Genomic DNA, 26,767 nt, shown 5'->3' on the forward strand with positions numbered 1-26,767 from the left:
GGCCTTCCTCCTTACCTCGTGGCCATCAGGCCCAGGAGGAACGCCCGCAGGTCGTCGTCCTGGTACCAGTCGCCGTTGAACATCGCCTGAACGGACCGGGCGAGACTGTCACCGGTGTCCGGTTGCGTCTGCTGCCGGCGCAGGAGCCGGTCCAGGGCGCTCGACCGCATACGGCGGGCGCCCGGCCGGCCCGTGTGGGTCCGGGTGAACCAGAACGCCCGCTGCGCCGCGTCCAGGTCCCCGATGTGCCGGGCGAGGTGCTGCGCCAGACCGTGCCCAGCGGTGCTCAGCCCCTCGTCGGCCAGGTCGGCGACCGTGATGCGCTGCCCGCTCGGCTCGTAGCGGCCCTCGTCGCCGTCCACGGCCGTCACGCCGCGCACCGCGCCGGTGGCGAGCCACGACCGGGGAAGGACGCGCTGCACGCCCCGCACGGCCCGCTCGGCGTCCGGGGTGCTGTCCGGGCCGAACACGATGCCGGCGCTGCCGTCGGGGCCGACGTCGCGGATTTCGGCCAGGGCCGCGGCCACGGCGTCGGGCACCGCGGCCGCGTACCGGGCACGCAGGTCCGCGTACTCCCGGCGGGCGGTCGACAGCTCCATGCGGGCCGCGTCGATCTCGATCTCGAGGTCGGGGTCATCCGGGATGGTCGCGCTGCTACGGGCCGCCTGCAGGTTGACCAGACGCCGCTCGCTGGTGGCGACGTAGTCGTCGGCGTGCTGCAGCGTGACGTGCGGGTCGTCCCCGAAGTCGTCCCCGAGGACCGCGGCCAGGCGGCGGGTGACGTCCTGGTCGACGTCGCCGCCGGCCGCCCGCAGGGCCGCCATGTGGCGAAGCGCGGCCAGGCCGGGGCCGCCGTCGGCCGCCCGGTCCGGCGCCCACTGGATCCGGTCCGACATCCCCGGGAGGCGGCCCGCGGCGAGCTGCCCCCACGTCGTCGGCCGCCAGAGGGTGACCCGGCGCTGCGCCTGCCCGAACCGGCCCGGCTCCGGCATCAGACCGGCCCAGTGGGAGATCCGGCCGGCGAGCGAGCCACCGTCCGTGTCAGGCAGGTTCACCGCACGGTGCAGGCGGGCCAGTCGCCGGGACTCCGGCCACTGCCTCACCCGGCGGACCAGGCGCCCGAGGAATGCCCGCAGGCGGCGCAGACGCTCACGCGCCGACCGGTACTTCTCGGCGATCTTCCGGGCGCCGGCCTTCACCAGCAGTGCCAGGCGCTTGGCCAGGCGGATGAGGAAGGCGACGATCCGGGCGAGGAGGCCCGGCTGCCGGGCGGCCTCCGGGGACGCTGCGGCAATCCGGCGGGCGATCCGGCGGGCGGTGGCCTGCCGGGATCCGTCGAGCTGCCGGGTGACGATACGGGCGATCCGCTCGGCGTCGCCCGGGTCGACGCCGGCGGCCTGGAGTTGCTGCAGGAGCGCGTTCATCGCGTCGTCGACGTGCCCCGTGACCGCCCGCGCGACGTCGGGGTCGGCATCCGGGTCCGTTGCCGTGCGCGCGTCGGCGACTTGGCCGGGGATGAGGCGCAGGAGGTCCCGGGCGCGGGCCGCCAGGTCCTCGTTGCTCTCGCCGGGGAGCGGCTCGAGGTCGTTGATGGTGCGCAGGGCCGCCCGCACGGTGTCCGTGTGGGCCTGTTCCCGGGTGTCACGGAGGGTCTGCTGTGCGGCGTCTCGGTCGCTGCCGGTGATGCCCGCGGCGTCGAGGGCATCGGCGCCGTCACGGCTGGTTTCGTCCCGGACGTTGCGCAGAGCCTCGGGGGTGAGGCGCTGGGCGATCTGCTCGCGCAGGGCGTGGATGTCTCCGGGCGGCTCCGTGCCCGCGACAGCTTCGCCGATGATGCGGGCGGCGAGGCTGCGGGCCTGGTCGCTGGCGATCCGGTCGGTGCTGGACTGCGGGGTCGGGTTGGGGTCGCGGAGCTCTCCGACTGGCGGGAGGGCCGGGGTGGGCCGGTTCCGGTCGTAGACGTTCACGGCGCGGCCGGCGTGCAGGCCGAAGTCGTGGACGTTGCCGTCCTCGTCCATGCCGGTGAGCTGCATCCACCATCCGTTGCGGTGGGGTGCGCTGATGATCGTCAGGCGACGGTGGCCGTTGAACTGGTAGCCGGCCCGGCTGACGGGGGCGTCAATGACGTCACCGGCGCGGAGGTTGCCGGGGCGGACCTGGGCGATGGGCACGGACGGCTCGTCGGGGACGGCCGCGGCCGGGGCGTTCCCGGTGTCCGGGCCGGAGGGGTCGGTGTCGTCGTCTCCGTCGGTGGTGTCGGCGTCCGGGGCGGGGGCGCCCGCCGCGGGGGCCGGGCCGGGGGCCGGGGTGCTCGGCGCCGCGGAGGCCGGGGTGCTCGGCGCCGCGGAGGCCGAAGGCTCGTCACCCATGTCCGGGGTGACCACCAGGCGATCCCGGTTCCCCACGAACCACTCCACGGCCCGCCGCGGCCGGCCAGCGACCAGCACGGTCTCGGCGAGGAGACCGCCCAACAGCTCATAGCGGACCGTGGCGGTCGGGCCGCCGGCGATCCCCACGAGCTCCACCGTCACCCATCGGCCGCTCACATCGACGGCCTCAATACGGCGCGTGTACCAGCCCCCGTCCGAATGGCCGTTACCCACCACCAGGTGCTGCCCCGGCTGGAGCTTCGAGGCCTGCACCGCCATGGTGCCCTCCTGGTCCAGGGCCCGGCCCGGCCCGTCCGCGGCGGGAGTCTCCACCACCTCGAAGCCTTCGCTGCTGCCTACGGTGGCGCTCATGAACCTCCCGTCATGGCCGACGAGACGGAGCTGAACCGTCCTGCGATCCTCGCTGCGCTGCGCCTCAGCCACCAGCATCCGGCGCTGTTCGCCGTTGACGGGCACGCTCACCACTTCACCGATACTGAGGTAGCGGGCCTCAACCCTCATGCGCGGCGCGCTGTCCTCCCCCTGGCCGTCACCCTGAGCGGGCGGCTCCGGAGGTGCAGGGTGCGCTTCGGGAAGCTGCCACACAGGCATCGCCCCATGCACGATCCGGCGCCGCCACACCTGGTTTTCGTCCTCCAAGAGCAGGCTGCGCACGCCGCCGGGGGCGTCCTCGATGTCGATGACGCGGAAGATGCCCAACCGGTCGCCGTTGCGCTCGTCCGGCATGGCGATCAGGTCGCCCTCGCCGAGCTGCGCCACGTTCGACGGGCGGGGCCGGTCAAAGCCCGCGGGCGGGGTCCGGCCGGCGGCCTGGTCCAGGTGGTCGGCGGCGCGCAGGGCCGCGCGGCCCTCAGGGGTCGCCGGGTCGGCGGACTGGCGCAGTTGCGTAGCGAGTGCGGCGGCCTGCTCCGGGGTGACGGGGAGGTCCGCGGCGATACGGGCGGCGGCCTGCTGCGCGTCCGGGTTGTCGTCCGGGCCGCTGGCGTGGTCGTCGATGACGCCCCGGTCACCTTCGGTGAGGTCCGGGTCGATGGTGGTTCCGGTCACCGGATCCACGGGGCGGGGCGGCTCGTGCACGGTCAGGTCCTCGGGCTCGTCCGGCGCGTCGTCCGGGCCCAGCTCGGGGGCGTTGCCGTTCTCTCCCTTCGCGCGCGGCAGGATCGCCGCGGCGTCCATGTCGATCTCGCCTACCTCACCGGTGGTGGTGTCGGCGTACTCGACCGTGACCCGGTCGCCGTCCCGGCGGGTGCCGGTGACCGCCACCGTGGCGAGCGCGCCATCGCGGTCCAGGATGATGACGTCTCCTTCCTTGAGGTCGGCGGCCGCCGGGTGGTCGATGTCCGTCACGGGGGCCGTGCCGGGGGCGGTGTCGCTGACTTCGCCCGTGACACGCAGATCGCCGGCGCTACGCGTGGTGGTGCCCTGCGCGGTGCTGACGGTGACCTTGTCGCCTTCCACCTCGTCGACGGGCCCGAGGAGCGCGCCGTCGGTGTCGGTGACGACGTGCCCGGGGCGCACCTGGTGGCCGTCGGACGTCCAGCCGTCGGGGCGGGCGCTGTCGGTGACGGCGAGCGTGGTCGGGCTGATGCCGTCCTCGGTGTCGTCGTCGTCCCAGCGCACGGACACGGTGGTATCGGTGGCGCCGGTGACGGTGCCTTCCTGGGTACGGATGCCCCGCACGCCGGTAACGGCGCTTCCCGGGAAGAGGGCACGGCCGTTGCGGTCGGACGGGACCCGCTCGGGCATGTTGCCGGTCTGCACCGCGCTCTGGGCGCCGGTGGCCGGGGAGCCGGGCGTGACGTCGTCCGGGGCTTCGGCGCGCGCCGCGGTGGCGTTGAGCGTCGTGTAGACGTTGCCGCCCGCACCGGTGCCGTCGGGGTTCTCGGTGACCCAGGTGCGCCACTCCTGGGTGGTGCGGCCGCGGCGGGTCACGTCGACGAGCTCGGGCCCCTTGTAGACGTACCCGGCGCGCTGGAGCGGCTTGCCCTTCCTGGTGGTGCCGTCCATGCGGACCATGTCGCCGGGCACCAGGTCCTCGACGCGGGCCCAGTGGGCGGGCTGTCCACCGACCGGGGCCGGCTCCCCCTCCGGCTCCGGCTTCCTCGACCCGTCGGCGGGGTCCGCGGGGCTCGGGGTGCTGCCGTCCGTGGCCGGCGTGGTCGACGACGCGTCGGTGCTACCCGGCTGGTCGTAGGTGTGCGGCCGCTCGCGGCTGCTGTCCGGGGCGAAGCCGTCAAGGAGACGACCGGCCCAGGCCGCGCGGGCGTCGAGGTCAAAGAGCGCTTCGGGCTGTCCGCCCTCTTCGCTGTCGGCCAGTACGGTGCGCAGCCACGCGAAGTCATCGCGTGCCTGCACCAGGTCGTCCCGCAGATCTCCGCTGGGGGAGCGTCCGTCGCGGAAGGCGTCCACCATCGCGGCGAGCCGGTCGTACCGGGCGCGGGCCTCCGGGATGTCTCGGAGGGACTCCGGGAGCTCCGGCAGGGTCCGGTCCGTGCCCGCCAGGCGCAGCATGACCGAGTCCCACACGTCCTCGCCCGGGTTGGCCGGGTCCGCGGGGCCATCCTGCATTGCCTGCACGACCAGGTTGGCAACGGCCAGGTTCCGGTCCCGGGTGCGGCTGGCGCGGTCGTTGCCCAGGCCGAAGAAGGGCCGGGCGTCCCAGACCGGGTCCGTACCGGGGGCTGCGGAATGGATGGAGACGGTGCCGATCCGGCGCCCGTCCAGCCATACGGCCTGTGCGCCGCCGTCCCCGTCCGGGCGCAGCTCCGCACGGTCGGCGAACGCGTCGGCTCGGTCAGCACTTCCGTATCGGAGCACAGCGTCGTCGATGTTCTCGGCGCGCTGGGGATCGAACGGCCGGGCGGGGGCGACGTCGTCAGCCGTGAGGGGCTGCGGGGTGTCCGTCTCTGCGGACCCGGCGCGCTGCTCCTCCTCGTACTGGTGCCGTGCGATGCGGTCGTTCTCGCGGCGCTGCTGCTTCCACTGGTTGAAGGTGACGCGGCCGCCGTTGAGGTCGTACCACTCCACCAGTTCTTCGCTGGCGTACTCCCTCCACCGGTCACCCGCGGACAGGCTGCCGCCGGAGAACAGTTCCGTCTCGTTGGGCTTGTCCGCGCTGTACTTGTACTTCTGCTTGTAGAAGTAGCCGTTCGTGAACTCGATCGCGGCTCGGTGGCGGGCCTCGTTCCAGTCGGCGAACTCGAGGTGCAGCGCACGGTCGGCTTCCCGCTGCCGGTACTGCGAGTACGTGAGCCGGCCATTGCCCGCAGTGGTCTCGTCACCGAACAGCCAGAGGTTCAGCTCCGGCGAGGCCAGTTCCTTCGCCCGCTTGTTGCTGTACTTGCGGCCGGAGAACACCTCGCGGGGGTCGACGCCGGCGGCCTCAGCCTCCGGCGAGAGGAACCGGCCGCCGGTGGCCTCCATCGCGGCCTGGAAACGCTCCTCATCGAGGGCGTCGAACTCCCGGCGCAGGTTCCCTGGGGTGGCCGGAGCGGGCTGGGTGACGTCCGTGTCCCCGAAGCCGAGAGCCGCGTCCATGGCCTTGCCTTCGCGCTCGGCCTCTTCGGCGTTCGCCGGCGGGGTGTCCCCCATGGCGGCGCGGACCTTCTCGTCGACGTAGCCGTCCCGGCGGTCCATCTCCGCCATGACGCGAAGCTCGTCCTTCGGGCCCAAGCCCCGCAGGTAGGCGGCCTCGAGCTCGGCGTCGTCCAGGGTGGTGAGGTCCTCGGGCAGGACGAACGCGCTGGCCCGCTCTCGCTCGTAGTCCTCCTGAACCGCGCGGAGTGCCTGCGGGAGGTTGCGGCCTTCCCCGTCGCGCCATGCGGCCACGGCCGCCGGGCCCCAGGGCTGATTCCAGTCGAACAGGTCGCCGTTGCGGTCGGTGAGGTCCTCGAACCGTGCGGTGAGCTCGCTGGCCTCTTCGGGGTTGTCGGAGGTCAGGGCGATGCCGGGCAGGTTGGTGCCGTTGCGGGCCTGAGCGAAGCGCCACACGGTGCTGCCGTCGTCCTGCTGCTCGGGCCACATCGCCAGGCCGCCCTCGGGCGACAGGGCGAGGCCTTCACGGTCCGCCAGTTCGGCCAGGTGGGCACGCCGCTCTGGAGTGTCCTCGGCCGGGGTGAGGCCGTCGCCGGCCTTCCACGCGCTGCGCAGGGAGTCGACGTCACGGTGCCGGGCCGGGGTCCGGCCGTCGCCCTCGTCGCCTTCACCGGAGGGCGTATCGGACTCCGGCATGTTCATGTGTGGCAGGCCAGGCCCGCCGGGGCCGCCTCCATTGGGGCCGCCGTTGCCGCCGTCGCGGTTACGACGCCTCCGCCGACGCCGGCGCTTCCCCTCATCCTCCTCCTGGTCGTCGTTGCCGTCGTCCGGGCCGTCCTCCCCACCGTCGGCGTTGTCGGGCCCGTCGCCGTTGTCGCCGGAGTCGCCTCCGTCGCCAGGCGCGTCTGCACCGCCCCCGTCAGGCTCGCCGTCGGGGTCGGCTGCTCCTCCGTCGAGGTCGCTGTCCCGGCGTCGCTGGTTGTCCTCCTCGTTGTCCTGGTCCTGCTGCTCGTTGTCGTTGTCCTGCTCGCCCTCGTTCTCCGGGGTGTTCTGGTTCTGCTGCTCCTCGTCCTGGCTGTTCTGCTGCTCGTTGTCCTGGTCCCGCTCACCGCGAGCGGCACGGGAGGCGAGGCGGAACCGGTCGGCGGCGTGCTCGCCCTGCGGGCCCGCGAGCTCGTACTGCTCGGCGAGCGCGTCCATGCGGTCGGCGATGTCGCGGAGCTCCGCGTCCCGGTCGTCGGCGTCGTCCGCGCGGTCCAGGCGGTCACGCAGCTCCTGCATCTCGGGGAGGGACTCGCCGCCCACGGCATTCAGGCCCTCGCCGAACAGAGCCTGCGCACGCGCCGCTCGGTCGTCGCCGTCCTGGCTTGCCGCGTCGCGCTCCCCAGGCCTCGGCCGACGGAAGGCTTCGGGGCGGTCGGCCGTGCTCCGAAAACGCAGCGACCGAATCAGTGCCCTTCCCGTCTTATCGGCTTGCTCGTCCGTAAACTCCGGGCTCTCCTCAGTCCGCACCGACCAATGCGAGTCGACCAGGAAGGGGAACATCGCGCCTTGGCCGAGCGGGTCAGGGCGCGCGGAATCCTCGAGCCGGGCGCGGTTCGTGATACCAGCGGTGCGGGGGCCCGAGTCGTAAGGGCCGGGATAGGCGTGCAGGACCGTGATTTCATCGCCGGCCTGGGTGTCCAACGGGTTCAGCGGGATCGTGTACCCGTCCGCCTCCTGCCGCGTGCGCCACTCGTCGTAGTAGTTGCTGAGCTCGCGCTTGCTGTCGAGGTACCTCCGCGCTTCCTTCTGCCAGAAGCTGTGTACCCCCTCGTCTCCGCCCTGGGAGACCATGCGCTGAGCGACCACTGTCCCCAGCGATTCACCGTCGGGGCCGCGGAACGTCAGTGCGCGTTCCGCCGCATCCGGTGCGTCCCACGGGAAGAGGTTGCCATCGGTGTCACGGACCCCTTCCAAAATCCGCGCCTGTGCAAGGGCATCGTCACGGTTGTATGCGCGAGCGATGACCGCCATGGACCCCGGCGCCACGACCGACCAAACGGGCCCAATGTCCTCGGAGACCTGCAAGACCGCCAGGCGGCCGCCCTCGGACAGCTCGAGCGTGTCGGTGTCGGCATCCGTTGACCGCATGCCGTGCTTGTGGGACGGCAGCACCATGTCGGCGTGAGGTGCCGGGTCCAAGTCGCCGCGCTTCCAGCGGTCCCGCACCTCGTCCACGCTCGAGAACCGGCGAGGGCCCGCGTCGGGAGCAGCGGCGGCCTGACCACCGAGGACCGGAGCGTTGCCCGGACCGTCCGTGTTCGGCTTGCCGCTCTCGGGTGCGTCGTCGTCCCTGCCGCGCGCATCGGAACCATCGGGAATGGCCACGATGTCGCTCGGGCGGAAGCTCAGCGGCTGGTTCTTGACGCGCCAGTAGCCGTCTCGCTGGGCCGGCCGCTCCACCGTGATGTTCATGTGCTCGGGGCCCGAGTTGGGGCCCGAGCCGCCGCCCCTGCGCGCGACGATCCGAAAGCGGTCGCCGGGGCGGGGCTGGATCTGGGAGCCGTCAACGGCCTGCCAGCCCTCCGGCACACGCACCTTGGCCGCACGACGCCGACCGTGATCGGCCTCGATCCGACGTGCCAGGTCGGAGGAGTCCTCTCGTCCGGGGTTGCCCTCCGGGAGCCGCTCCACCAGGTCAGTGGCGCGGATCATCGCGAACTCGGCCCGGACGGTGTCCGTGCCGTTGAGCGTTACATCCGCCTCAACCTCGATGCGGACCTGTCCGTTGCTGAGCACCGGTGTGACGCCGATGACGCGCCCCACCATGTGCATCGGCTCGTTGTAAGCGGGGTCTGCAGAGACGGTGTGCACCCAGTCCCCGAGCCGGATCTCGGAGGCGGGAACCATGTCGCCGTCGTAGCGCTGCCGCACCGCCGCGAACTCGTCGTCCTGCACCGGATCCGTGCTGCCCTGCTGGAAATCGGGGTGCTCGAGCGCCCGCCGCGCCTTGTTGTGCGCAGCAGAGGCCCAAGACCTGTATCTCCGCGTCTCGTACGGCAGATCAGGGTTGTCGAACTCCTCCTTGAGCCACGCGGTCTCGCCGACGAGGCGGCGAAGGTCGGCCTGCAGGTCCTCGCTACCGTCCTCAACGCGCTCGAGCAGGTCCTGGAGGCGCTGTATGCGGTCCTGGTCGTCGATCCCTTCGGAGTGGTTCCGCAGGGTGAGAATGTCGTCGTGGATGTCGCGCATGCGGGCGCGCAGCTCGTGGTGCCACGCCGGGGTCGGCTCCGGCCGTGTGCGGTCGCTGGCCCACGCGAACGTGTCGTCGGGACCGCGCAGGAACAGCGGGCTTCCCCACGCATACGAACCGTCGGAGTTGACGAACGACACGGTGGTCGTGCCGTCGTCCCTGCGCTCCACGCGGGTGACACGGACCGGCGCGTTCCAGCCCTCGGGATACGGGCGGCCATCTCGGTCCTTCCGCATGCGTGGCACGCGGATGATGTCGTTCTCGGCGACGTCTTCGCGGTCTCCGAGAACCCAGCCGTCGGGGGTCTCACTGCGTGCGGCGTCGTTCCGCGCGAGTTCTTCCTCCTGCTCGCGGCGGAAGTCGACCAGGTGGACGAGGCCAGCCACGGCATCGGCCTTGGACTTGAGGAGGGGGCCGCTGCTGGTGCCGTCAACGTGCGTGTACGACCACTTGCTGCCCAGCTTCTCAACCGTGCCGATCTGCTCACCGTCAAGAGACACCGGTGAACTACCGTCGGCGGCCTTCTTGCCTACCACGGCACGAGCCAGAGCGTCGGCCTTCTCCCGGGCCTTCTGCGCGTCCTGCTCCTCCCGTATACGGACGGCCTGACGCTGGTTCTGCGCCTCGAGTAGCGCACCGCGGCGGTTGCCGATCCTCGACACCGTGGGGGACAGATCGCTGCGGGGCACGCGCGGGCCTTCGCCGCTCGGCACGACGTGCCGCTGCCGCCACGCTTCCAGAGCCTCCAGTTCCGCCGCGATCTCGTCGTCGCTCATCGCAATCGGCGGTGTGTCGCCGATCGGCGCCAGCGGAATCTCCTCGGCGCCTGCAGAGTCGTCGGTGTTGGACTGCTCGGGGCGCTGCAGAGCGTCCCACTGCTCCGGGGTGAACTTCTCCACCAGGTCGCCCGGCGCAAGGTAGCCGTACTCGACCCGGTTGTCGCCTTCCCACTGCTGGGCTTCCTCGTTCCAGAGCATCCGCTCAAGGCGAATGGCCGTCTCGCCCGTCTCGTGGTCCTTCGGGGTGCCCATCGACAGGTCGTGGAAGATGCCGCGGTAGGTGTGGACCTGGTTCCGTGTGTCCATCGGCTCAGTGCCCTGGAAACTGATCAGGTCGCCGTCCCGCAGGTCCGACGGGTGGTAGAGCGTGCCGCCGTTGGGGCCTTCGCCCCGAGGCTGCGGGGTCCGCTCCGGGAGTGCGGACATGGCCTGGTCGATGACGGCGTCCATGTCCTGCAGCTCTGCGCGCACGGACCGCGTCTGTTCGAGGTCCGGCAGCTCGGCCTCATACCGGTCGAGAGCCTCAGCGGTCTCTGCGATACGGACGCGGGCCCTGCGCAGGTCCTCGCGGTTGTCGCCGGTCGGCGGGTTCCCCGACAGGATGCCGTCGAGGTGGGCCGCAGCGTGCTCGTAAGGGCGGCGGATCTGCAGGAGTATTTCCCGCTTCCCCATGTGCCGGATGTGGTCGCCCGGGTCCGGGGGCAGCGGGGGCAGCGCGGGCAACCGGTCGCGCAGGGTGCGGGCGATCGACGTCTCGTCGCCATCGTCGTCACTGGTGGCGGCGGGTTCGGAGCTGTCACCACCGTTACCGGTACTGCCAGCATCGGTGTTGTCGCTGCTGTCGTTGTCGTCCTGCCCACCGGTCGGCTCGGGGCGGATCTGATTGAGGGTTTCCTGAACCTCCTGCCGCGGGATGCGGACCGCACCCCCCTGCTGCGGCGGGACGAATTGGCCGCTGTTCAGGGCCGCGTCCAGTTCCTCGGGGCTGGCCACGTCCAGGCGCGGCTGGTCCTGCCCGTTGCGGCGCACGACACGGCTTGCGGTGATCGGCGCGGTGCGGCCGTCCTCCGTGCGGACGCGCAGCTCCACGCCGTCGATCGCGGAGACGGTCCCCGCGAGGACGCTCTCCCCGTCCTCAGACCAGAAGGTGACGCGGTCGCCAGCCTGGAAGTCGCTGATCTTCCAGTCCCGGGTGTAGTCGCCGTCAGGCTCCTCCATGGGGTCGTCGCCCCGGGTGGCGTCCATGACCCACCCCAGGGACCCCATGTCGAGGACGTCCGTCGCGCGGGTGACCGCGACGTACGCCAGGCGCAGCTCCTCGTCTCCGGGGATGGTGTCCCAGTCGATACCTCCCTCGGGTGTCTCCTTCGGGGTGAAGAAGTCACTGGCGATGCGGACGCGCTCGGACTCCAAGCCCTTGGCCTTGTGGGCGGTCGAGACGAGGAGATCGTGCGGGGCGGCCTGGTCGACGACCTGCCCGCCGCTGCTGCTGGGCGGGGCGGTGTACCGGTCGGCGATGTACTGCTCGACCTTCTGCAGGATCCGGGCGCGCTCGTCCTCGGGGACGTAATCGCCCTTCCTCGGCGGCGGGTACCCCCACCGCTTGCTGACGCCGTCCCAGCCGAAGCCCTGGCGCTTGAGCCATTCCTTCGTGGTCTCGAAGTTGCTGTCGCCGAAAGCGAGCTTGACCCACATGTGCTCGCCGTCGTCTTCCACCAGCGGCCGCGGCATGCGCACCGCGTTCAGGAGCGCCTCGAGGTCTTCGCTGTGGCGCTCCATCAGCTTGAACATGCTGTCGAGCTGCTTGAGGTTCTTGTCGCCCGCGACCTCTTCGCGGATGTCTTCCCAGGCCATGCCGTTGAACTGGGCCAGGTCCTGGTGCTTGGTGCGCTTGCCGTCCCGGAGCGCCTCGGCTGCTTCCAGGAACTTCCGCAGGTCGTTGAGGCCTCCGGAGACGGCAACCCTCCGACCGGCCTGTAGTCCTTCCACGGCGCCGAGAACGACGCCGGCGTTGGTGCGGGCGATGAGCATGGTTTCGTCGCCCGGGTTGATCTCCCCGATGTGGGAGTTCTTGCGGTCCCAGCCCTTGAGGCGCATCCGGGAGCCGACCAGCCGCAGGAACCGGTTACCGGCGTCGGCGACAGCGTCACCGAAGCGGAACGTCTGGGTGAGGGTGGCCGTGGCGTCTGCGGGGAGCCGCCCCAGGGCGTCCGTGGCGCCCCGGAAGCCGTAGATGGCCTGGTTGGAGTCACCGACCGCGACGACCTGGATGCCGGCGGCGCGGATGTTGCGGACGATGCCCTCCATGACCGGGTTCACGTCCTGCGCTTCGTCCCAGAACAGAACATCGGTGTCCGGCACCCTGCGGGACAGTGCCCACATCTTGACGGGGTGGTCGAACGACAGGGGCAGGTCGCGGTCCTTGTTCTTCGCCTTCGGGTCGGTGAGGTTGGCCCACATCTGCTCGGCGAGCGGCTTGACCGCCGCGAACACGGCCGCCCGGTTGCGGAGCTCCTCGGGCAGGTGGTGCTCGGCGAAGTCGTCGTCGTCGGACTTGACCCACGCGGAGAGCAGTTCGTTGGCGTAGTGTGCGGCCCGGCGCGGGGACAGCGAGTCGCCGCCGGCCTGGATCGGCTCGTACCAGCGCATGCGGTCGGCGAGCTGCTGATCGTTGAGGCGCGGCCACTTCAACCGCTCGAGCAGGTCCTTGTCGACCATGCTGTTCGCGTACGCGTTGGCCGTGGTCGGGGTGAGATTCTTCCCGTATTCGCCGCGCTGCTGCGACTCGATCGCCTCATCGGCCACGGACCGGTTGAACGCCAGGTACAGGATCCGCTTGTTCGGCATGCGCCGGGACAGCATCTTGAGCGTCGTGGACTTGCCGGTGCCAGCGAGCGCCATGACACGCATGTCCAGGCCGCGGCGGGCGGCGCCCTCGATGATGACCCGCTGCTCGTCGGTGGGCGGGTACGCCTCGCCGGCGGACGCCTGGGCCTCGATCCGCTCCCAGTCGGCGTCCGAGTAGCCTCCGGGCTTCGCGGGCGGCAGCTCGTCCACGCTGGAAACGGCGCCGCGGGCCTCGTCCTGGTTCAGGCCGTACCCGCCGACGCGGTCGAGGAGGATGCTGCCGCGGGACGGCTCGACCAGCTTGCCGTCCTTGTCGTACTCCGGTTCCCGCTCCCAGCGGTCGGCTTCCTCCCGCTGCAGCGCCCACAGCCGGCGCTCAGCGCGCAGCCGGTACGCCAGTTCCAGCGGGTCGGTGGACTCCTCCAGGGCGCGGGTGACGTCCTCCAGGCCGTCGACCTCGTTCTCGATCTCCTCGGCGCTCATGTCGGCCGGTTCGCGGTCGCCGATCGGGTCGGTGCTGCCCGCCTCGCCCTCCGGCTGCGGGGCTGGCGGCTGGTTCACAGTGCCCGCGGCGGGGGTGTCGCTCTCCGGGGTCTCCGGAGCGCTGTTCTCCGGCGCCTCGGGCGCGTCCGTGGCCGGGGCGTCACCTTCGGGGGCCTCCGGCGCGTCCGTGTCCGGCACCTCGGGCGCGGCCTCGTCCGGGTACAGCACCCGCACCTCGACATCGGACGGGAGCAGGTGCTCCTTGCCGTCTTCGTCGACGACCAGGACGCGACCGCGACCGGTGAGCACGGGCTTCCGCGCCACGGTGCGCGCGCGGCCTCCGCTGTCCAGGAACCGGTCCCCGGACTCCAGGTCCATGGGCGCGCGAAGCTGTGCCTCCCGGAGGTTGGTGGTGTCGCGTCCCTCGGCGTCCGCGAACATGTCGGGGGTGCCGAACTCGTCGGCGGCCCGGTCGTCGGGGTTGTTCAGGTCCGCGGCCCTGTTCGGCCCGGTGTTGGCCGGCTGGTCGACGTCGAACAGGCCGCCCGGCTCCTCCACGGGCTGCTTCGGCTTCGGCTTCGGTTCCTGCTTCGGCTTGCGGCCGGCGCGGCGGGCCTCCTCCGCCTCGAGGACCTGCATGCGGGTGCGGTCGGCGCCAGACAGCTCCCCGGCCATGTCCCGCTCCATCAGGGCGACGATCTCTTCGCGGATCTCCGGGTCCGTCATGGTGGACGGGGCCTTGGAGCCTTCCGGGCGTATCGCGTCGAGCTGTTCGGACACCTCGTCGGGCGACATGCTGACGGTGCCGTCACCATCACCGCCGTCACCACTGCCGTCGGCGTCATCGGTGCCGTCGGCGTCATCGGTGCCGTCGGCGTCATCGGTGCCGTCGGCGTCCGGCGCCTGCGTGTCCTTCTCTCTCTGCGCGCGGCGTTCCCGCAGTTCAGCCGCAGCCTGGTCAACGCGCTTGGTGTAGGTGTTGTACGCCCGAACCTCATCCGGGTCGGACTCCAGGCCCTCGCCGCCCGCCATCGTCCACGCCCACTCGAGGAGAGCGCGGTGGACCTCGACCGGCCCGGTCACCCTGAGCGTGCCGTTGCGGCCCTTCTTGGCCTCCTTGAGGGCCTTCCGGGTGTCCGGGTCCTCCATCGCCGCGGTCTCTTCCGTGCTGAGGAAGTCGGCGAGGGCCTCCGGCATGGTCAGGGTGATGAAGTCCTCGGGCTTGTCCCACGCGTAGCGCAGTGGCTCATCCGCCGGCTCCGAGTTGTTGCGGTTGTTGTCGCTCTCGCGGCGCGCGAGTTCGGCCTCGACGTCGGTCAGGCGCTGCTTACGGATCTTGGTGATCTCGTCGGTCTCGTATGACGGGCGAGCGCTGGCGAGCTCAGCCCGCTCGGCATTGAGCTGCTCGGTGTCGAGATCGGCGACCGGCGGCCGCGCCTGCAGTTCCTGCGCGCGCTGCTGTGCCTGTGCCGCGGTCTCCTTCTTCCGCCTGGCCTCCCGGATCGCTCGGGCGTCGGCTTCGAACCGGTCGGCGTTGGCGTCGAGGCGGTCATCGAGCTGCAGCAGTGCCCGCTGCAGGTCTTGGTCGAGACTCTCGGTGTCCAGGCCCTCGAGGGCGGCAAGAGCGCCACGCATCGCGTCCGCGTTCTGCTGGTAGCCCTCGGGGCCCTTCGGGGCGTCCGTAACGTTCTGCATGTGCTGGGCCAGGGCGCGGAACTCCTCCGGCGCCCCGTCCGGCCACTGCCGCTCGGCGAGCTCGTTGACCTTGCCCCAGTCGCTGATGACATCCCTGGCCGCGACCCTGGCATCACCAACGGCGGGATGCGCCTGCATACGGGCACCGCTGTCGCGCTGCACGTCTTCCAGACGCCGGCGGGACCTGGGGACGACGGACAGCATGTCGCCGGGGCGCGCGCCGAACTGATCGATCTCCTCGCGGCCGCCGAGGCTGCGGGTGGTGAAGGTGCGGCCGCCCTCGTACCGGTCCACGCGGGTGACGACGTGCCCGAACATGCCACGTGCCACGACGTCACCAACGCGCACACGGTCGGCGCGGACTTCCTCGGGGGTGAAACCGTCGGTGTTCCCGGACACCTGCACCTGCGTCGGCATCCGCAGAACGCGGGCGGTGTCGCCAGACACGATCACCTTGCCGTCCGGGCCCGTCAGCGTGACGTCCACCAGGGGCGCGCCGGTCGTTCCCGGGCCGGGCGAGTAGGTCGAGGCGATAGTGCCCTCGACGGTGACCGTTCCCGGCTTGGGCATGCTGCGGGTGCTGTCCGGCCACTCGATGTCACGGCCGTTGATGGTGACGGTGACGCGGTCGCCGTGCTTGAGGCTGTCGCGGCTGACCGTCTCTGGGGTGTCGCTGCTGGACGCGTCGGTGTTTCCTTCGCCGGTGCCCGCAGCCGGGTCGTTCTGCGTTCCGGGAGCGTTCTCGTTCTGGCCAGGCTGGTTCTGTGCGCGCTTGTTGGCCTGGGAAGCGTCAGCGTCTGCCTGGGCTTTGGCGATGGCCGCCTTGCCCGTGCCCTCGGTGTGGGACGTGTAGCTTCCGGGAGTGCTCCAGTCGAGCGGCTGCCCGTCATCACCGCGCACGGCCTCGAGGTCGCGGGCCGCCGCCATGCCCGAAGGCTTTGAAGCGAAGCCGTGAGCGACCAGCAGGGACGTGCCGGTGTGGTGAAGGTCCCACACGTTTCCTCGCCGGACGAGGACGAAGTGCCCGGCGGGGGAGAGCTGGGCGCGGGGGAGCTTGCGGGCGGCGGTCTCTCCGTTCTTCGCCTGGATCCTGCGGGAGCGTTCGCTGTCGTCTCCTTCTCGAACCGGGTCGGGTCCGTTCTCCCAGTGCTTGCGGACAGCGTTGATGGTGGCGAAGCGGCGCTCACCGCCTGGAGCGTCGGTCTTCGGCTTCTTGGGTGCTGTGGTCTTCTTCGCCGTGGGCCGGGGGGTGGTGTCGAACTCTGTACGGGCCCGGGTGATGGCGGCCTGGATGTTCTCGCCCTTGGTGGAGCGCCAGGAGCCGGCGGCCCGGTCGAGGTCGGGGTTGGAGAAGTCGAACCCGCCGGGTGTCGCGGTGTCGGCGGTGGTCTGGGCGAGGTGGTCGGCGAACCGGGAGGCTTCCTGCGGGGAGTCGAAGTCGCCGGCGGCGTCCATGCGCTGACCGGTGCCGGTGGCCGTCAGGTACCAGCGGCCGCTGGAGTCGTCGCGGAGGATTGCCAGGCCGCCGGTGCGGTTGGTCACCAGGTCGTCGTCTTCGGCGACGGACCGCAGGAACCGGTCCATGTCCGGCCCTGTGTCGGGTCGTGCGGCGAGCTGGTGGAAGTGCTGGCGGACGGCTGCGACGTCCTTGAATCGGGAGCCTTTCTCGTGCCGCTTGTTCGGCAGGGCGTCGGTGTTGAGGGGGTGTCGGCCGTCGGCCGGCTCGTCCTCGTCGTCATCGTCGTCCGGGCCGTCGCCGTCATCGTCGCCGATGGGGCGGCCCTGGTCGTCGACGTCGTGCGGGTCGTTCGGGGTGTCCGGGTCGCCGTCGTCGTCCCGGGCCAGGCCGTTGCCGCGGCGCGGGTCCTTGCGGCGCTTCTCGTCCTCCGCCGCGACCTTGTCCTGGTCCTCGGTGGGCGCGGTGCCGTCGGGGCGGGTGACCATTGACACCCACTTGGCGCTGGTGGTGTGTCGGCGGCCGCGGAATTCGTTCGGGCCGCTCTGGTCCTGGACGAGGATGCGGTCATGCGGGAGTGCTCGGACGACGCGCGCGAGCTTGCCGCCCCACAGGCGGACAGTGCCGCCGGTCTCGATGAACCTGCCCTTGCTGTCGCGCGGGTGCAGGGCGGGGTTCCACTTACGGCGGGCGGCCTTGACCTCGAGGGCGTCACTCAGGGCCTGCAACTCAGCGTGCGCAGCAGCGGGGCGATTCAGCATGCCGCGGACCATGCACAGTGCAGGTGGTTAGCGTCGCGCCCTGGCGTGCGGGCGCGACACCACGGCGGCGGCCTACATCGTTTCGGTCAGGATGTGGAAGAGGAACCAGACGGCGCCGCCGGCGACAGTCACCGTGAACAGGGCCCTTCCGGTTTTCGAGGTGCGGGTGCGGAAGGCTCTGCGGGTGGTCTCGCTGAGGGTGTCGTCGTCCTGCTTGTTCACCAGAGTGACCGTCTCGTAGATCACGAAGAACGCGGCCCACGTTCCCCAGAGGATGCGGCTGGTGTGGCGGCGGAGGAATTGCACGGCAGTCTTCACGGGGACTCCTTGGCGGCGGGGACGGGGCGGGGACCGGTGCCGTCGTAGGGAGCGGCGTGACCGGCGTCGAGGAGGGCGCTGTTCAGGGATGCGCCGTCGGCGGCCGTGATCGTGGCGAGCCAGCGGCCGTATTTCTCTTTGTGGTGGGTCCGCACCACCAGGCCCGGGGCGTGCTGGGTGAACCAGTCGGCGGCCCACGCCTTGGCGGCCTTGCCCTCGGGGGTGTTCTTCTCCGGCGTGTTCAGCCCGAGGAGGCGGACGCGCTGGCGGGTGCTGATCCCGAAGCCGAGGTCGATGTTCAGGTCGTAGGTGTCGGCGTCGACCAGGTGCTGGAGCGTGGCGGGGTAGATGTTCACGTCAGCTCACCTCTTCGTCCGTGGCGTAGTGGAGGCGGCATCGGCAGTTGATCGTCAGCGCGAGCGGCGCGAAGGGGTCGCCGGGATACCGGAGCTGGGCGCCGTCGATCTGGTAGGGGGTGCCGGCGGGCAGGGTCTTGCCGTGCAGTGCCTTGTGCGCGGGCCGGACGCGGTCGTCCCGGCGGGTGACCCAGGTGCGGACGACGTCGGGGCCAGCGCTCTCCGCCGCGGCGTCCGCGGCCCCGTTGATGGTGGCGACGGCACACGTCTCGGCAGTCCGGGCCACCAGGGCGGGCACGGCCGCGTTGTAGTAGCCGCCCACTGTGTGCACGAGGGTGTCGAGGTCAAGGTCTGAGTCGTTGTCCTGCGTCTCCCGCAGCACTTCGGCGAGCTCGCCGAGGAAGGCGGTGATGGCTTCGCCGGCGTACATCGCGGTGACGAGCGCGGCCGCGGCCACGGCCGGGGGCACCGTGTCCGTACCGGTGAGGGCCTGGCTCAGCTTGCGGGCGGTGGCGGTGGCGGCGCGCTGCAGGATCGGGGCGAGGGTGTTGGTGGTCTCCTCTGCCCAGCGGGCGGCGGACACGACACGGTCCTCGTCGATGTTCGCGTCGCCGCCGCGGGTGTCGTGTTCGTTTTCCGGCTCCCAGAACCGGGTGTACTTGCGGGTCTTCGGGGCGCGGAGCCGGGCGACGATGACGCCCTCCTGCCGTGCCAGAAGCGCGGTGAGGGCCGCCTGCACGGCCATGGCCAGGGCGTCGAAATCGGCGTCGGTGACCTCGAACCCGTCCCGCGGGAGTGCCTTAGTCTCGATCGGGGCGCGCGCGTTCTCGACGTCCTCGGCCGCGGGCCCGGAGTCGGGCTGCATGCGGGTGGCGCGGGCGCGCGCGACGTCGTCGGCCGCATCTCCGGGGAGTGCGTCGGTGCTCTCGGCGCGGGCCGCCGCGACGTCGTCCGCGGCGGTCGCCGCCGGTCCGGCCGGCAGCTCGAGGGGCGCCTGCCCGCGGGCTGCGGCGACGTCGTCCGCTGCGGTCGGGGACGTCTCGAGTGCGCGGGCTGTGGCGACGTCCGCGGCGGCGGGCCCGTCTCCGGGGGCCGGGGGCAGCGCCGCGGCGGGGTCGGCCCCAAGGCCACCGTCAAGGGCGGGGTCGCCACCGAGGCCGGGGTCAGGGGCGAGTCCGAGGGCGGCCGCGTCCTGGTCGTTGGCCGGTACGGGCGCCTTCTGCGGGCTGATCCACAGCGCGCGGGACTGGGGGGTGTTGAACGGCCGGCGCTTGGCGATCTCCCGGTACTCGTCGATGGTGATCAGCCCGGCCTCGAACTCCTTGCGGGCTTCCTCGCGGGCCTGGCGGCGGGGGAACTCCAGGGCCTGGACCTGGGAGGTGTCGAACCGGATCACCCAGTCGTCGGACAGGTCTGGGTCGAACGCCGAGGCGATCAGGTTGAGGTGGGGCAGCTCGGTGTGTGCCCAGAAGTTCCACTCTTCGCGGTCGGCGTTGTTGAACGTCCGCTCGCTGGCGTTGCCGATGACGGACTCGTACACGCCGAACGCGGAGAGGATCTCGTTCTTGGCGGTGCTGGCCAGCGTCTCGTATGCCATCTCCCGCGGGCGGGCGGAGGTGTCCACGTAGGTGACGCCGCCGGGGCCGGTGCCGACGAGGGTGAGCTGGCCGGCGTTGTGTGCGCCTGGGGCGAGGCGCCGTTGGATCCGTTCGACTTCGGCGGAGTCGACGCCGTCCAGGTCGATACCGACAATGCCGCCCGGTCTGCCGTCATTGTCGATAAATGAGATGTTGTAGGTGCGGGCCTTGACGTCCAGGTCGACGGACAGGCCGGCGGCCTCGAGCGGGGTCACGCCGCAGAACGGATCGGTGGGGTGCGGGTCGCGCAGCCAGATCACTTTCTCCGGCTTGAGCTCCCGGATGTGTCCGGCGTAGTCCGTGAACTCGAAATGCTTGATGTAGTCGGCGTTCCGGTCGTCCGGGATGATCTGGACGCGGTCCGGTGGCAGCAGGTCAAGCCTGACCAGGACTCCGCCGCGGCTGTACGTCTTCTCGATGAACACACCCTTCTTGCTGAGCAGCAACTGGGCGCTGAGTCGCTTTTTGAAGACGTCGCCGGTCTCGAGGGGGTTGGCCCGCTTGTTCAGCAGCCGCAGCAGCGGGTGGTCCTCGAGGGTCTCCTCGAACTCCCGCTCGTCGCCGCCGCGGCCGATCTGTATGGGCAGGGTAGAGGCGTGCTTGCTGATCGCCTCGACGCTCTTGAAGGTCCAGATGCTGCGCTCGTAGCCCTCGATGACGACGCGCTCGAGGTCCCAGCCGTCCGCGCGGCCGGGGGTGCCCCAGACGTTGGTGACGCCGGCGTACGACATCGATGTGTAGACGCCGCCCCCGGCGAGGAGGTCCTTCGTCTCCACGGGTGGGGGTGGCGGCTCGACCGTTCGGGGGGCGAGGAGGCCGCGGAGCGTGGGGAGGAACTGGCGGGGCATCAGGCCCCCTCAGACTCGTGGGTGGCGAGCCAGAGGCCGGCCGCGGTGACGGCGAGGGCGATGTAGAGCCAGCCCGCGGGCGCGTACAGCACGAACGCGCACGCGGTGACGCCGCTGTACCCGACTCCGCAGACTGCCCAGCGCAGGACGTGCACGCGGCGTGGGGCGTCGGGCTTGGGGGTGATCAGCCAGCCCGCGACGATGAGCCCGATCATGACGGCGTTCAGGGCCGCAGCCCAGTGGAGTGCGCCCAGCGCCACGAGGACACCGAGCACGCCGAGAGCGGTGAGGCACAGGCCGGCGGCTTCGCGGGCGAGCGCCCTGGGGGTTCGCTGAGTAGTCACGCCGCGCACCATGAACAGCGTGCGGCGTTAGTGTCGCGTGCTCAGCGCTTGGGGCGGGACACCCCCGACACGTACGCGCCGATGCCGCGCCGGTTGATCCTGCCGCCGGGGATGATCCTGGCGTTCGCGGGCGGGACAGGGATCTTCCGCTTCGCTCGCTTGGACTGGTCCCCGCCGATCAGGTGCGTGTTGTCGATCTTCGCGGCGCAGTCGTCGCCTCGAACCTCGTCGTACGGGCGGCGGCAACCCTTGCAATACACCTCGAGTGCGTCGACGCGCTGCCCTTCGGTGGTCTTGAAGCTGCCCCGGAAGTCAGCGACGCGCGCGATCTTCGGAGTCACCTCGATCTCGGCGGCCACGACCCACACGTGGGAGAGGTCCGGTTTCTGCTCCGGCGCGGGCGGAGCCGGGGGTACTTCGGGGGCGGGCTCCTCGAGCGTCTTCGTTTCAGCCGCGGGCGCGGGCGGCTCCGGGGCCGGGCTGGGGGCCGGCTCGGGGGCGAGCCAGGCGAACAGGCTCTCCTGCAGATGGGAGCGGCCGGTCTCGGGCGAGAGGGGGGCTGTCGCTGTCGTCACCGTTCCTCCGGATCACTGCGGGGTTGACATAAAGCGCAACCCCCTTCACTCCCGGAACGTCAACGGCCGTGTTCTGTTACACCCCAACGGCTGCGCCCCCGGGCCGGGGAGGGCTCGGGGGCGGGAGATCGAACAGGTTCAGGCGTCTGGATGAACCGTCAACTCAAGATGCCGGTGATCTCCTTTCCTGTGAGGGCCTGCGCAATCTGCCAGCGCATGCCCCCGCGAGAACCCTTGATCAGGACGATGTCGCCGGGCTGCAGGAGCGCATCGAGTAACGCGGTGGCGGTCTCGTTGTCCCGAACGATGGCGGCCTCTACACCGGCATCGGCCGCGCCCAGGGCAAGCTGCTTGGCCATGTCATCGCCGACCGCGATCACCATGTCGATGTTGTACTCGCCTGCCATCCGGCCCACGTCCCAGTGTGCCCTGGCGGCTTCGTTGCCCAGCTCCAGCATCTCGCCCAGGACGGCGATCCGCCGCCCTCCAGTCTGCTCGCTTGCTTCCTTAGCCACCCAGGATCACCCCCCTGCCCGCATAGAAGCTCTCCAGCCGGGCCCACGAGACTGGCGCGGCCTCCTGGGACACCCCAGGCAGCCCAGAGGGGTTGTGCAGCATCACGTTCTCCTCGCTGACGCCGACGGCGAGCACCAGGTGCCCGCCCTTGCTCGGCGGCTTTTCCTCGGTCGTGCGGATCGTCTTGTGTACCGACAGCAGCGCCAGGCGGCCGCCGGTGATGATGCCGGGCAGATGCGCGGCAGACAGCTCGGGGACGGCTTCAGCTTCCAGCCCCCAGCGGGCCCGTACGTGCTCGGCGAACGGCTGGTAGATCAGGCCCTTTACCTGGTTCCCGTCCCGGACGTAGGCGCCGGCCTCGCACAGCTCCCTCGCCAGGGGAACGGACGGCGGAACCGAATGCCCCCAGAAGTCCAGCGCCATCCGCAGGCACGCAACGCCGCACATGCGCGGCGCCCAGAACGCGTACTCCTGCGGGCTGTCAGCGCCGGACTTCTGCCACAGCGGATCATCTGCCGCGTCCCTGGTGCCAGTGATGAACTCCGGCACCAGGGACGCGGACTCCCACTGCGAGTAGTAGGGCACGGGGTGGAGGATCGTCGGGACGCTCATGCGCCCCAGTCTTTCCTACGGCAGGTACGCGGGCTTGGTGAACGCCGTCCTGACGATGTGCTGGATCAGCGCGGGGTAGGAGATCCCCGACGCCTTCGCCATCGTGGCGAGGTTTCCTCGTGCGGACAGGCCTGGCAGCGTGTTGCACTCCAGGATGGTGACGCGGCCGTTGGCGCCCGCCATGAAGTCGACGCGCAGCACGCCGTGCGCGCCGATCATCCGCCACACCCGCCGGGCCATGTACTTCATGGAGTCCGTCATGTGCTGCGGCAATATGGACGGGCAGTGCTCGGTGCGCAGAGTCGGGTCGTGCTTGGCCTCGTAGTCGTAGAACTCGCGGGTCGTCTCGACGTCGAGGACAGGCAGCGTCATGACGCGGCCGTCGATCTCGATGAGGCCCACGGTGCACGGCAGGCCCTGGATGTACTCCTCGACCATGTACTCGGCGTACGGCTCCGCGTGCGCGGCTTCGATCATGCGACTGAGCTGGGTCTCGTCGTGTGCGATGCCGGCTGCAAGGCTTCCGCCGCCGCTGGACGGCTTGACGAACACGGGGAACCCGATGGAGTGCCTGACGACGGACAGCGTGTGCGTCACCGACACCTGCGGGTCAATCATCACCCACCGGGGGGTGTCCAGGTGTTCCTTGAGGGCCAGGTTCTTGAAGGTGGGTTTGTGCATGCCGATCGCGGAAGCGAGCACCCCGGAACCGGTGTAGGGAATCCGGGCGGTTTCGAGGGCGCCCTGAATCTTGCCGTCCTCGCCCCCAAGCCCGTGCAGGCCGAGGAGTGCCACGTCGATACGCCCCTGCAGGGCAGAGAGCGGGATGTCCGCCACGTCGATCAGGTCGGTGCTGATCCCGGCATCGGTGAGAGCCTTGGACGCGTGCTCGCCGGAGGCGATTGAACCGGGCCGTTCGGGGGAGGCGCCTCCGCAGAGGACACCAATCCGTAAGGTCTGGATGTCCGGCACCATTGCTGCTGTCACGCGATTCTCCTTCGCGTTGTGACATGGGTGGTGTCCTCGGCGCGGCGGCTGATCCTGGCAGGGGTGACCGTCGCGCCGAGCTGTATACCGCTCCTTCGTGGGGAGCGGAGAGAAGCCCGACGCGGGGCGATGACCTTGCCGTGGGGGAACACGAGTCGGGCAGTTCGTCCCCGCGCCGGGAGTTGTGCCTGCCTGGCGGCCCGGCCGGGGGACATTCGGGCCGCCAGGCAGGGGTCTATGCGGCGCGCTCCAGTTCCCAGAGCAGTTGGTCCAGGCCCATGAGGCGGAAGGTGCTGAGGCGGCGCACCATCTGGGAGGCGAGGACGGTCGGCAGGAGCGGGTGGCCGTACGGGATCGGTCCCTCCGGCCGCTGTACGACCAGTACGCCGTCGGCGCTGGCGCCGTAGCCGACACCGTTCACGCCGTACAGGGGTGCGCTCTGCGCCAGGAGCACCACCGGGTCGCGGGTGAGGTGCGGGCACAGCTCGGCGGCGGGGCGTGCGTGCCGGGCGCACACCGGCGGCTGGTTCGTCAGGACCATCGAGTCGTCGGGGTCCACCGTGTCCGGGCCGGCGAGGAAGATGTACCCGAGCGGGGTCCGCGCGCGTTCGGCGCAGACCTGGCAGCGCATCGCCTGCATCGTGCCCCGCTGCCGCAGGGGGTGCATCATCCGCCACTGTGGCCTGCCCGTCGGCTGGCCGAGGTCGTCGACGGGGCCGAAGGAGCAGCGGGCCCACAGCACGCCGCGCAGGTCACGGTCCCGGGGGTCCTCGTCGGCGTAGCACAGCCGGTAGCGGCCTTTCCCGAGCGGGGCCAGTCGCAGGTTGTCGGGGGCGGCTTCCTCCCCCTCACGCTGGATGACGAACGGGATCAGGGGCGGCTCGGTGCGCACAGTCTTCTCTTCCAGGGATCGTGGCGGCGGGGGGAGAGTGGTCACGCCGCCTCCTTGAGGCATCCAATGGCGGCCAGGCGCTCGAGGAGCTCGTTCGCGGCCCAGGCCATCCGTCGCAGGTGGCCGACGGCGCTTTGGTGGTCGGCCGGTGTGCGCTCGGCGTGCAGGGCGCGGGCGCGTTGGGCCAGTCGGCCGGCTTCGTGGTCTTCGTGGGCGGCCTCGGTGGCGATCGCTATGTCCACGAGACGTGTCAGGTGTTCGTGGAGCCGTTGGGCGAGTCCCTCCAGGCCGGCTCCGCTTGGGGCGACGTCGTCCAGCGCGGTGGCGATGTCGTCGAGTAAGGCGCCGCCGTCGAACGGGGTCCACTGGCGGACCTTCTCCAAGACGCCGGTCAGGGCCTGTGCGTCCAGGGGTGGCGTCCACCGTAAGGCGGGGACCGGGGCGGTCATGATGCCGCTCCGGCCGGGATGGTGAGGCTGCACCAGGTCTCGGCGCCGTTGTCGCTGGTTCCCCAGGTGCCGCCGCTTTCCTTCACGAGGGCCTGGACGAGCTGCAGGCCGCGCCCGCTCTCGTCTTTGTGGCCCGGGGTCTTCGGGGTGGCGTTGCCCGGCATCCCGTCACGGACCGCGATACGGAGGCTCTTGTCCTCCGCGGTGATGGACAGGCTGATCTCCGTGGTGCCGCTGTGCAGCAACGCGTTGGTCAGCAGCTCAGAGACGATCAGCATCACGTCGCCCTTCAACACCTCGAGGCCGCAGTACCTGAGCCGGGCGGCGGCGATACGGCGCATGGTGCCGATCCGGGCCGCGTCCCCGGCCGGCGGGTGGGTGCCGCAGGGGCGGGGAGCGACCGCGAAGCACGCGGTCATCACGTCCCCGCTGCGGGGGAGGGCCGTGCGCGACGTCCGTACGACCGGAGTCTTCCAGGGGTTTTCCTGCTGCGCAGCAGACGCAGGTGATGCCATGCCGGGGCCTCCAGACGCCCAATGCGTGACGGTGCGGCAGGGCGAAGCGGAATCGCACGGGGGTGCGACTTTCCCAGCTTGCCTGTCACGGTTTGCGTTGGCTCAACTACCGTGGCGGTAGGACGCATTGGTAAGCAACTGGATCGCCACTGAAAATTCAGTGGCGTCGCAAATGGACTATGCCAGAACCTGCACAGGGGGCTGCGGTGGGCGCACAGCGGGTGTCACACTCTGCGCAGGGTCGTACTCAACCAGCGCAGACGCATGGGGGTGGTGCACAGGTGGCGGCGAAGCGAGGGGCGACCGGGCGGCGTTTGGATCTTGGGATCCAGCTACGGCAGTTGCGCGAGAACTGCCCGCCCGTCGAGGACGGCAGAGCGCGCGGCATGACCCGGAAAGCCGCCGTGCGCGGGCTCAGGCAACTGTCGGAGGCGTCCCTCGCGCGGATCGAGCACGGCGAGCTCAATTTCCGGCGCAACGTCGGGGACCTGCGCACGCTGTTGAAGCGATACGCCGTCGAGGATGACGAGCTGATCGAGTACCTGGTCGAGCTGAACCGCGAGGCCGCGAACGACGACTGGCTGACCACGTTCCGCGCCTTCATGCCGACGGGGATGCCGCACTACGTCGGTCTGGAAGCGGAGGCTACCGAGATCCTGGCCTACCACCCGACCGTCGTGTGCGGCCTCCTGCAGACGGAGGACTACGCGCGGGCCCTGTTCGAGGTCCAGCGGCCCGTCGAGGACACCACCAGCGAGTTCATACAGCGCAACGTGGACCTACGGATGGAGCGAAAGCGCAGGGTCCTCGAGCGCGGCGACGTCCGTCTCCGCGTCATACTCGGCGAGGCTGCCCTGCGCATCCCCGTCGGGGACGACGAGACGATGCTCGAGCAGTACCGCGAGATCATCAAACTGGCCCGGCAGGACCACATCCAGGTCCAGGTGCTGCCGTTCAGGCGCGGCTACCGAGCAACCAACGATTTCGCCATCCTCGACCTCGGAGAGCTGCCGTCGCGGGTTCAGACTGACAATGCGTGGGGGGCCGTGTCCACGAGCGACAAGCCCCGTGAAGTCGACCGGTTCACACGCCGGTTCAACGCGATGGTCGGGGCCGCTCTCGGCCTCGAGGAGACCATCGAATTCCTGGAATCACTCACTGGAAAGTAGCGGAGCCATCAACACTCACCTCATGCCCCAGACCTCTACCGAGATCGCCCCGGAAGGCGCCTGGTTCAAGTCCTCGTACAGCAGCGACGGCACCGGCAACTGCGTGGAGGCCGCCAACCTCCCGGCCGCGGTCGCTGTCCGTGACTCCAAGGACAAGAAGGGGCCCGCGCTGGTCTTCCCGCGCAGCTCCTGGGCCACCTTCATCACCAGCGTGAGCCAGGGCGAGACCACCGCCTGACGCACGCCCGACCTGGGCACTGCCCAACAGCATGGGGCCCCCCTCAGAGACGTTGAGGGGGGCCGCCATCGTTCTACGCCGACGGTACCGGTGCCAGGCCCCGCACGGTACGGAACCGGCCCAACGGGCGC

At 70.8% G+C, this 26,767-nt stretch carries 14 protein-coding genes; 2 read left to right on the plus strand and 12 right to left on the minus strand.

Annotation, left to right across the window (positions count from 1 at the left end; genetic code table 11):
- Positions 1 to 11 precede the first annotated feature (11 nt).
- From FHS37_RS32640 to FHS37_RS32695, 12 genes are all read right to left on the minus strand, one after another.
- A complete protein-coding gene (locus tag FHS37_RS32640) occupies positions 12 to 17,180 on the minus strand; it encodes a UvrD-helicase domain-containing protein (RefSeq protein WP_184827921.1) in 17,169 nt (5,722 codons plus the stop codon).
- A gap of 72 nt (positions 17,181 to 17,252) precedes the next feature.
- Positions 17,253 to 17,498: a hypothetical protein gene (locus tag FHS37_RS32645; protein ID WP_221500619.1), complete on the minus strand. Its 246-nt coding sequence runs from the start codon at positions 17,496 to 17,498 to the stop codon at positions 17,253 to 17,255.
- Positions 17,495 to 17,854: a thermonuclease family protein gene (locus FHS37_RS32650; protein ID WP_184827923.1), complete on the minus strand. Its 360-nt coding sequence runs from the start codon at positions 17,852 to 17,854 to the stop codon at positions 17,495 to 17,497. The genes FHS37_RS32645 and FHS37_RS32650 overlap by 4 nt, the downstream gene beginning before the upstream one ends.
- Position 17,855: 1 nt before the next feature.
- Positions 17,856 to 20,339, minus strand: coding sequence for a phage portal protein (locus tag FHS37_RS32655; protein ID WP_184827925.1), 2,484 nt, complete (start codon positions 20,337 to 20,339; stop codon positions 17,856 to 17,858).
- Positions 20,339 to 20,683, minus strand: coding sequence for a hypothetical protein (locus tag FHS37_RS32660; RefSeq protein WP_184827927.1), 345 nt, complete (start codon positions 20,681 to 20,683; stop codon positions 20,339 to 20,341). The genes FHS37_RS32655 and FHS37_RS32660 overlap by 1 nt, the downstream gene beginning before the upstream one ends.
- 41 nt (positions 20,684 to 20,724) lie before the next feature.
- Positions 20,725 to 21,258, minus strand: a complete 534-nt coding sequence (locus tag FHS37_RS32665) for a hypothetical protein (RefSeq protein WP_229890206.1) — start codon at positions 21,256 to 21,258, stop codon at positions 20,725 to 20,727.
- Positions 21,259 to 21,416: 158 nt separating this feature from the next.
- Positions 21,417 to 21,773, minus strand: coding sequence for a glutamate ligase domain-containing protein (locus FHS37_RS32670; protein WP_268254613.1), 357 nt, complete (start codon positions 21,771 to 21,773; stop codon positions 21,417 to 21,419).
- Positions 21,766 to 22,386, minus strand: a complete 621-nt coding sequence (locus FHS37_RS32675) for a C39 family peptidase (protein WP_184827929.1) — start codon at positions 22,384 to 22,386, stop codon at positions 21,766 to 21,768. Before FHS37_RS32675 ends, FHS37_RS32670 begins: the two co-directional genes overlap by 8 nt.
- Before the next feature lie 15 nt (positions 22,387 to 22,401).
- The gene (locus tag FHS37_RS32680; RefSeq protein ID WP_229890207.1) at positions 22,402 to 23,373 is read right to left on the minus strand and encodes a D-alanine--D-alanine ligase family protein; all 972 of its coding nucleotides are present in this window, start codon (positions 23,371 to 23,373) and stop codon (positions 22,402 to 22,404) included.
- Between the two features lie 235 nt (positions 23,374 to 23,608).
- Positions 23,609 to 24,310, minus strand: coding sequence for a hypothetical protein (locus FHS37_RS32685; protein ID WP_229890208.1), 702 nt, complete (start codon positions 24,308 to 24,310; stop codon positions 23,609 to 23,611).
- Positions 24,307 to 24,714 carry a DUF6415 family natural product biosynthesis protein gene (locus FHS37_RS32690; protein WP_184827933.1) on the minus strand — a complete coding sequence of 136 codons (408 nt, stop codon included), beginning with the start codon at positions 24,712 to 24,714 and terminating at the stop codon, positions 24,307 to 24,309. Before FHS37_RS32690 ends, FHS37_RS32685 begins: the two co-directional genes overlap by 4 nt.
- Entirely contained in the window at positions 24,711 to 25,229 is a 519-nt protein-coding gene (locus FHS37_RS32695; RefSeq protein WP_184827935.1) for an ATP-binding protein, read from the minus strand. The genes FHS37_RS32690 and FHS37_RS32695 overlap by 4 nt, the downstream gene beginning before the upstream one ends.
- Positions 25,230 to 25,510: 281 nt before the next feature.
- Here FHS37_RS32695 and FHS37_RS32700 point away from each other — a divergent pair, with 281 nt between their 5' ends.
- On the plus strand, positions 25,511 to 26,398 hold the full coding sequence (locus tag FHS37_RS32700; protein WP_229890209.1) for a helix-turn-helix domain-containing protein: 888 nt from the start codon (positions 25,511 to 25,513) through the stop codon (positions 26,396 to 26,398).
- Positions 26,399 to 26,420: 22 nt separating this feature from the next.
- Positions 26,421 to 26,636 (plus strand): DUF397 domain-containing protein, encoded by a 216-nt coding sequence (locus tag FHS37_RS32705; protein WP_184827940.1) that lies wholly within the window; start codon positions 26,421 to 26,423, stop codon positions 26,634 to 26,636.
- Positions 26,637 to 26,767: the final 131 nt, after the last annotated feature.

Origin of the sequence: Streptomyces griseomycini (genome assembly GCF_014203535.1) — a bacterium.
In the GTDB taxonomy this organism is placed as follows: domain Bacteria; phylum Actinomycetota; class Actinomycetes; order Streptomycetales; family Streptomycetaceae; genus Streptomyces; species Streptomyces griseomycini.